This is a genomic window from Candidatus Obscuribacterales bacterium (genome assembly GCA_019744775.1).
Lineage (GTDB): Bacteria > Cyanobacteriota > Vampirovibrionia > Obscuribacterales > Obscuribacteraceae > SBAT01.
The window spans coordinates 833573-840723 of record JAIETZ010000001.1 but is presented as its reverse complement, the minus strand read 5'-3'; the positions used below and the strand labels follow the sequence as shown (position 1 = coordinate 840723).

Sequence of the window (7151 nt, the reverse complement as noted above, 5' to 3'; positions counted from 1 at the left end):
TTGCTCATCTTTAACCTCATTTCTTTCCCCCTTCTGGGGTTAGTTTTTAAATGAGGCAACAGTTCGTCAAGGGTTAGGTTTTTGATGAGTCAATGCGGCTGGTGATCTAGAAAACCGATGAATCCCTGTAGCAGATTTCTCCACTTCGCGCTTTCAGCGCTTCGGTCGAAATGACAAAAACAGGGAGAATAGCAAAGCCCTATTCAATATAATTCTTCCAGTACTCGGTCCGCTCGCGCCATTCACATTTGTCGTTGCCGCAAATGAGCGTCACCTTCGAGCCGGCCGTGCTCTCATTCCTATTCGAATCCCCAGCCCCGTCCCAAACATTGTTAGTCATTTCAACGAATTTCTCATATTTCTGAACCGGCTTCTTGCAAAGAGGGCACATTAGCTTCTTGCCGTCGATGGCATTCATCAGCATATTAAGCGACACGGTAAATTCTCCTAAAAAAATTCGGACACCTAAAAATTCGAATGATAGATTGTATTGTACTACTCCCGCTTCATGGTCACTTGCAGAGTCGATTCCATGGTTTCCGGATCATTTGACCCTTCTACCGTTAACAGTTGACCACCGCCCTCTGTAATGCGACGAACAGCCTCGCGCACCATGGATTTTTGTCCGCTTATCTTGTTGAGTCTGACAATGAGAAGAGCTTTCCCTTTTGATGCAGCCATTGCTTCTAAAAGAACCTTGCGTTCATCAAGAGCGATATCGCGACTTACTTGCTCTTGGTAGAAACCAACGAGATTATATTGCTTCGCTTTGCAATAAGATTCAATGCGATCACGTTGGTGTTGCAGCGCTTCGTCTCCGCCTTCTTGTGGCACTACTCTTGCGTATCCAATTACGTCCATTATTTTCTATCCTCCGGCATTGGCGTTAATGCTACTAGACGTCTCAACACAATAGGTTGTGTCTTAAGACACAACCTATTGTGAGGTTTCCTGGAAATGTTCTACTGAAATTTACCACTATTGAGTTTGACGTAGACTCGTTAGACCGACTTGTTGAAGTTTGGCTTTGATAGCCGGCATTGCTTCACGTGCAGCCTTGATACCTGCTTCGTAAGCGCGAACCATATCTTTCTTCTTGGTAGAGACTAAGCCGATACCATCAACATTTGGGTGAATGAGGATATCTGCCATCTTTGTAGCAGGCTCATCATCGTGGTGAAGTTCGTAAGTGACCATGCGCTTGGTGACGCTGCCCATTTTTCTAAATGTGTCGAAAGACTCGTAGGGCAGTCTTTCATCGACATCAACGGCAATTACAATATCAGCGCCTTTTGCTCGTGTCTGTTCAACAGGCAAGTTGGCTACGACACCGCCGTCGACAAATAACTTGTCACCTATTTCAACGGGTTTTCTTAAACCTGGAACAGCCGAACTTGCTTGAATTGCATATCCTATATTGCCGGATTCAATTGCGTATGGTTGGCAATCACGGATATTGAAAGCAACTGCGGCGAACGGAATCTTGAGATTTTCAATATTATGCATTGCCGGTGGAATTGCCGAAAGCATGTAGTTGCGGAACAAATTGCCTTTGTACAAACCATCGTAAGGATGGCTCCATAAACGCGGGATGATCATAATTGGTGCAGCGACAACGCGAAGCGCAATTGGAACAGTCATAAACGACTTCATTACTTTGCCACCGAGCATGTCTGCGGTTATGTCTTCTACCGGCACACCTGCCGAGTACATGCCGCCCACAATAGCGCCGATGCTTGTGCCGACAACCATGTCGACTGGAATGCCTTCTTCTTCAAATACTTTTAAAACGCCGACGTGAGCGCCGCCTCTTGTGCCGCCACCGCCGAGGCAAAGCCCGACTTTCAATTTGCCGTGGGAGCTAGCAACCTTGGTCACTGATTCTTGACAGAGTCCCGGCTGAGTAAGTGCCAGGCTTGCCAATAGCGTAAGACCTGTCAGTTTGGCGCAAATATCTTTGTTCATGCTGAATCCTTCTCGCTGATGTAGGGCGCACAAAATGCGCCCTTGCGTTTCAGATTCAATTTTAGGCCAAAAGGTCTAATTTAGCTTGTGCGGCGGCAGTGGCTTAAGAGCATCTCATCAAATCAGAGGCTACCTTCGCGCGAATTGTCTGCCTACAAAGGAGGCTAGAAAGACCAATATCGCTGAACCTAGAATTGTCGGTAACAACGAAACCCCAGCTAAGCTTGGACCGACAGGACCCATGATGCTGACTCCAATCCGGGCGCCGGTGATACCACATGTGTTGCAGAGCAATGAAGCGCTGAACGCTCACAGAGAGACACTCAAAAAATACCCAGCGAAGATTGTGGTCACTGTCGAATAGCCTGGATTAAATCTGGTCAGAACCCATGGGAGTTGTACGGCTTTCATGGGGGTTTCACACTCACATATTAAGTTTTAATCGGATAGATTTATCGCATCAAATCCATAGAGGACTGGCGATGGATCGCGATAAATCCCTCCATGAAGCGCTGCCTGAGTCAAAGGCGCAGCCGGATTGGGTTTCGGAGCTTATGCCTATTGGCACGGAAATGGCTAACACGGCCGGGTTGTTTATGCGGGGCAAGACGGGCATAGCAGTTACCGCCATCACGTTTGCCTTCGGAGAAGTCTACAATTCCTGCAAGGATAAGAAGCCGGAAGATTGGAATGCCCAGGCAATGACTATTGACGCCCTCAAAGGTACGGTCAAGGGCGGCTTAATGAAGGGCTCTCTGGCAGTTTTGCCGCACTTGAAGCTTAACGTCGCCGGACAAGGCGTGGCACTTGGGATTGCCAACCGCTTTGTTGATTCAACTGTAGGTGGGTCACCGAAAGCGCTTGCTACGACTTTTGACCCTTTGGCTATTACCTCTGATGTAGCAGTTTTTGTAGCTGGGCACGGTATGTTCAAAGGGCTACAGAAAGTCAGCCGCATTTTGAGTGAAAGACCTCTCGTGGCAACAGCCTTAACCGGCGGCACTTTCGGAATGGCTAGCGGATCAGCGTCCGAAATTCTTCGGCAAAAGCAAGAGAATGAATCGCTTGATGTCGGCAAAGTTTTGGGCTCCGGATTAAAACATGCCGTTATGGATGGAGTCGCTGCGATACCGGGCGGGATACAGGCAGATGAACTTGCTAGTAAGAAAGTAGCTGAGCTAGGTGCGAAAGCAACTAAGGAAATTAAGCGCGCTGGCAATCAGGCAGTTAGAGAAGTCCGCTGGAATTATTGGGAGCATATTGCCAAAATCAAGCCGAATGAAATTGGACTGCTAATACCTGAGGAAATAACCACTTCCAAGGACTGGTTAGCCGGCATGAAGGCTGTGGACACACTAAACAAAGCAGGCTATGAAGCCTACTTTGTTGGTGGTTGCGTCCGCGATATTTTGCTCGGTAAGACTCCAAAAGACTACGACATCGTAACTAATGCTCCCGCTGCTCGGGTAGATGAATTGATGCCGGAAGGTAAAACTGCCGGTAAGAATTTTGCGGTAAAACATACGGAGATCGATGGCGTTCACTTGGAAATTGCCACTTTCAGATGTGACGGCGCATACTCAAATGGACGCCAACCAGATGAAGTGGTGGCACTTGATAGATTGCCTGTCCGCATAGCGATGCGTGAAGATGCCGGTCGTCGTGACTTCAAAATCAACTCCATGTTTTTGGATCCGAAAAGCCGGATTGCTTATTATTACTTTGATGGTCCAGCCGATTTGATGAATAAACGAATCGACACGGTTGGCAATCCGCATGATCGATTTGAAGAAGATCCTTCCCGTATGTTGCGAGTGGCGACATTCTCCTCTAAGCTTGGATTTGAGCCAACTGAGCCGGTGGTGATTGCCATGGTCAAAGATGCTCACAAGATTCATCGCTCTTCCGGTAGAGCTTGGGGAATGGAATTTGCTAAGTTGCTAATGGCGCCTGATCCAGTAAAAGGCTTGAATCTTTTGAAAGACACTGGGCTAATGAAGGAAATGATTCCGGAATTAGTGAGATTGGATTCAAAGGCAGGAGATCAGGATCCAATTCATCATCCGGAAGGCAATACGTGGATTCATACAATGATGGTTGTTGATCGCTTGGTGTATTCTGCCAAGCGTAATATGGATTTGATGTTCAGCGGACTTTTCCACGATATCGGCAAACCGGACACACAGAAAATAACTTCAGATGGACGCATTACTAATTATGGGCACGACAGCAAGGGTGCCGAGATTGCTGCCGAAATTGCCAGACGTTTGGAAATGTCTGGTGATCAAAATCACACAATCTCTGACACTGTTGCCAAACACATGACGATGCACAATGGACCTAAGTTGTCGAAGAAGAAACTTCGTGAATATTTAGATCTGAAGCACATCGAGAATCTAATTGAGTTGCAAGACGCTGATGCTCTAGGTCGTGGCACATGTTGCGCGCCCAATGAAGCTCAGCATGAATCAGGCAACATGGGTTCTCAACGAGAATTCTGGGAAAAGTCCTTAGAAGAAGCACGCAATCCTGCTGAACCAACTCGCGCGATAAATGCCAAACCCATTATCAATGGCGAGGTGCTGCTTTCGCTTGGTTACAAGCAGGGCGTTCCATTTGGAGACATCGTCCGCGAAGCGAGTTTTGCTCAATATCAGGGTGAGTTTACCGATATAGAAGGTGGACTGAAATGGATACGCGAGAATTGCGAAACACCTGAAGTATCTAATGAGCGCACGATACGTCTGGTTCGCGAAATGCGTGAAAGAAAAGCCGCTGAAAGACAACAGAAGAAAGGCAAATAAAGACCTTTCCCAAAAATTTGGATGTCAGGCGATATTTTGAGTTTTTCCCTGTCAGAATATCCCTATGAATTCATATGTTTTAGGTCTAGTTGTCGTAGTCGTCTGTACCCTTCTTGCGGTTGGCGGCATGCTTCTTGTGCGCCGTTTTATCGACCTCAAGACGCTCAATTCCTACCATGAGGTTGCCGGTTACTTCCTGTCTATTATCGGCACGCTTTATGCTGTGCTTCTTGGTTTTGTCATTGTTGATGCCATGAACAATTTGCAAAATGCGCGTATGGTTGCTGAACAAGAAGCCAATGCCCTGTGCAACGTGTATCTTGTCAGCGAAGGACTGTCGCAAGGTTGTCGTAACAGGCTGCGCTTTGCCTGCAGCAAATATGCCGATGCGGTAATCAATGACGAATGGCGGACCATGAGGCTAGGCGAGTCGAGTCCTAAGGCGGTGGTAGCGCTTATGGGGATTTGGACAACCGCCTCTAGATTTAAACCTTCCGATCCGGGTGAGGAAGGTGTCCATCAGACAATTTTGGCCGAAGTCAGCAACCTCAGCAACAACAGGCGCGATCGCCTTGTAGGTAGCGCGCATGGCGTAGCCCCACTTATGTGGTCGGTGTTGATATTGGGTGGGGTTTTTACTGTTGTCTTTACCTACTTCTTCGGTGCCGCAAGCGTGACTGCTCAGATTTTGATGACAGTTATTGTTTCCATTACTTTGTCTCTCAATGTCTTTCTCGTTTTTGTTTTTGGTTATCCATATGCAACCGAGTTGGGAGTAAGACCGGAGGCATTACGACTGAATCAGATGATTTTCAAACGGATGGAAAAGTATGGCGGTACAGCCGAAAGACTGTTTGATGAGTGGGAGTCGAAGCAAAAAATGCCAAAATTAATTGACGTTCCTCCAGGTATGGCTCCGCAAGAGCCCCAGGACTAGCTTACTGACCAAGGCTCAGTGGAAACATTAAACGGCGTCCGGCGTCCCACATTATGATAAGCTAGCTTTAGCCATAGGAATAATATTGTGAGAGCCGAGAAGTCACCAGAGACTATGACCGGATCAAGCCATCTGAAAAAGCCAATCCCGCGAAAGGCACTGCTAGTGGTGGCATTAATCATCGCTTTGGTTGCTGGTAATTTCATCTTCAAGTTTTTGGCAGAAGGAAATAAGCCTGATGCACGTGACAAGAAAATAGCGGTAACAGTCGATGTTGCCAAGATTCAGGAAGTGCCTATTGAGATTCGCAGCATCGGTAATGTGGTGCCTTACTCGGTTGTGAATGTTGTACCGCAAGTTGGTGGACAACTTACAAAGGTCTACTTCACGCAAGGACAATTCGTTAAAAAAGGCCAGCTCCTATTTCAAATCGATCCCAGACCATTTCAAGCTGCACTTGATCAAGCTAGAGGAAATGTTGCTCGTGATGTTGCACAGATAGCGGCAGCAAATGCCACCATGCGCAAAAACATTGCCATGATCGGCAGCGCAGAAGCCGATATCACCAAGCAAAAGGTAGCGGAAGAATTTGCCAAGCGTGAACAGGCACGCTTTGCAGAGTTGGCAAAAGAAGGCGCTGTTTCCCATCAGCAAAGTGATCAGATGCTGACTAATTCTTTGACGGCCACAGCTACGTTGGCAGCTGGGCGCAAAATGCTCGAGAATGCCCATGAGGTTGTAGAAGGTGATAAGGCAAATGTTGATGTCTTGCGTGGGACGTTGCGAGCAGATCAAGCTATCGCGCGCAATGCAGAAATACAATTAGGCTGGACACAAATTCGATCGCCGCTTGATGGACGCACTGGAAGTTTGAATATCTACGAAGGCAATATCGTTACGGCAAATTCTGCGACTCCTTTGGTCACGATAGATCAAGTCCAACCAATATATATATCTTTTACACTGCCTGAACAGCACTTGAATCAAATTCGTAAATGTCTGGCTGAAGGTACATTGCGTGTCAAAGCATTGGTCGGCGGTGAGAAGACAGAAACAGTAATTGAAAAGGTCACTTTCCTGGAGCACAACGTAAACACTGCTGCCGGTACAGTCACCTTGCGTGCAACGGCACCGAACTTAGACAAGAAGCTTTTCCCGGGGCAATTTCTTGATGTTATTGCTACCATGCCTCCTGATGGTCAAACGATTGTTGTTCCGGAAAGTGCAGTGCAGCCAAGTCAGGATGGCAATGCTGTTTATGTTGTGAAACCGGATAATACAGTTGAATATAGACCTGTTGAATTGAAACGTACTTATGCAGGATTTGCCGCGCTTGGTAAAGGTGTAAATCCTGGTGAAGTTGTTGTCACTGATGGTCATATGCAATTGACACCCGGTGCCAGTGTAATTGTTCAGTCGCGGACTGCGCCCAGCGGTAATTAGCC

General features: G+C 47.2%; 6 protein-coding genes. 3 read left to right on the top strand and 3 right to left on the bottom strand.

Annotated elements, in window-relative coordinates; genetic code table 11:
• Positions 1-199: 199 nt before the first annotated feature.
• The 3 genes from K2Y22_03735 to K2Y22_03725 all read right to left on the bottom strand — a co-directional run bounded on the left by K2Y22_03735 (position 200) and on the right by K2Y22_03725 (position 1965).
• Positions 200-436: a hypothetical protein gene (locus K2Y22_03735; protein ID MBX9877546.1), complete on the bottom strand. Its 237-nt coding sequence runs from the start codon at positions 434-436 to the stop codon at positions 200-202.
• Between the two features lie 59 nt (positions 437-495).
• Positions 496-861 carry a recombinase family protein gene (locus tag K2Y22_03730; GenBank protein ID MBX9877545.1) on the bottom strand — a complete coding sequence of 122 codons (366 nt, stop codon included), beginning with the start codon at positions 859-861 and terminating at the stop codon, positions 496-498.
• 117 nt (positions 862-978) lie between these two features.
• On the bottom strand, positions 979-1965 hold the full coding sequence (locus tag K2Y22_03725) for a patatin-like phospholipase family protein (protein MBX9877544.1): 987 nt from the start codon (positions 1963-1965) through the stop codon (positions 979-981).
• A gap of 482 nt (positions 1966-2447) precedes the next feature.
• On the opposite strand from K2Y22_03725, the gene K2Y22_03720 reads away from it, so the two are divergent.
• The 3 genes from K2Y22_03720 to K2Y22_03710 all read left to right on the top strand — a co-directional run bounded on the left by K2Y22_03720 (position 2448) and on the right by K2Y22_03710 (position 7149).
• The gene (locus K2Y22_03720; protein MBX9877543.1) at positions 2448-4769 is read left to right on the top strand and encodes a CCA tRNA nucleotidyltransferase; all 2322 of its coding nucleotides are present in this window, start codon (positions 2448-2450) and stop codon (positions 4767-4769) included.
• Positions 4770-4833: 64 nt separating this feature from the next.
• Positions 4834-5706 carry a DUF4239 domain-containing protein gene (locus K2Y22_03715; protein ID MBX9877542.1) on the top strand — a complete coding sequence of 291 codons (873 nt, stop codon included), beginning with the start codon at positions 4834-4836 and terminating at the stop codon, positions 5704-5706.
• An 87-nt stretch (positions 5707-5793) separates the two neighbouring features.
• A complete protein-coding gene (locus tag K2Y22_03710) occupies positions 5794-7149 on the top strand; it encodes an efflux RND transporter periplasmic adaptor subunit (protein ID MBX9877541.1) in 1356 nt (451 codons plus the stop codon).
• Positions 7150-7151: the final 2 nt, after the last annotated feature.

Coding starts and splice junctions, on each gene's coding strand:
- K2Y22_03730 (MBX9877545.1), bottom strand. CDS start 861: ATGGACGTAATTGGATACGCAAGAGTAGTGCCACAAGAAGGCGGAGAC.
- K2Y22_03725 (MBX9877544.1), bottom strand. CDS start 1,965: ATGAACAAAGATATTTGCGCCAAACTGACAGGTCTTACGCTATTGGCA.
- K2Y22_03720 (MBX9877543.1), top strand. CDS start 2,448: ATGGATCGCGATAAATCCCTCCATGAAGCGCTGCCTGAGTCAAAGGCG.
- K2Y22_03715 (MBX9877542.1), top strand. CDS start 4,834: ATGAATTCATATGTTTTAGGTCTAGTTGTCGTAGTCGTCTGTACCCTT.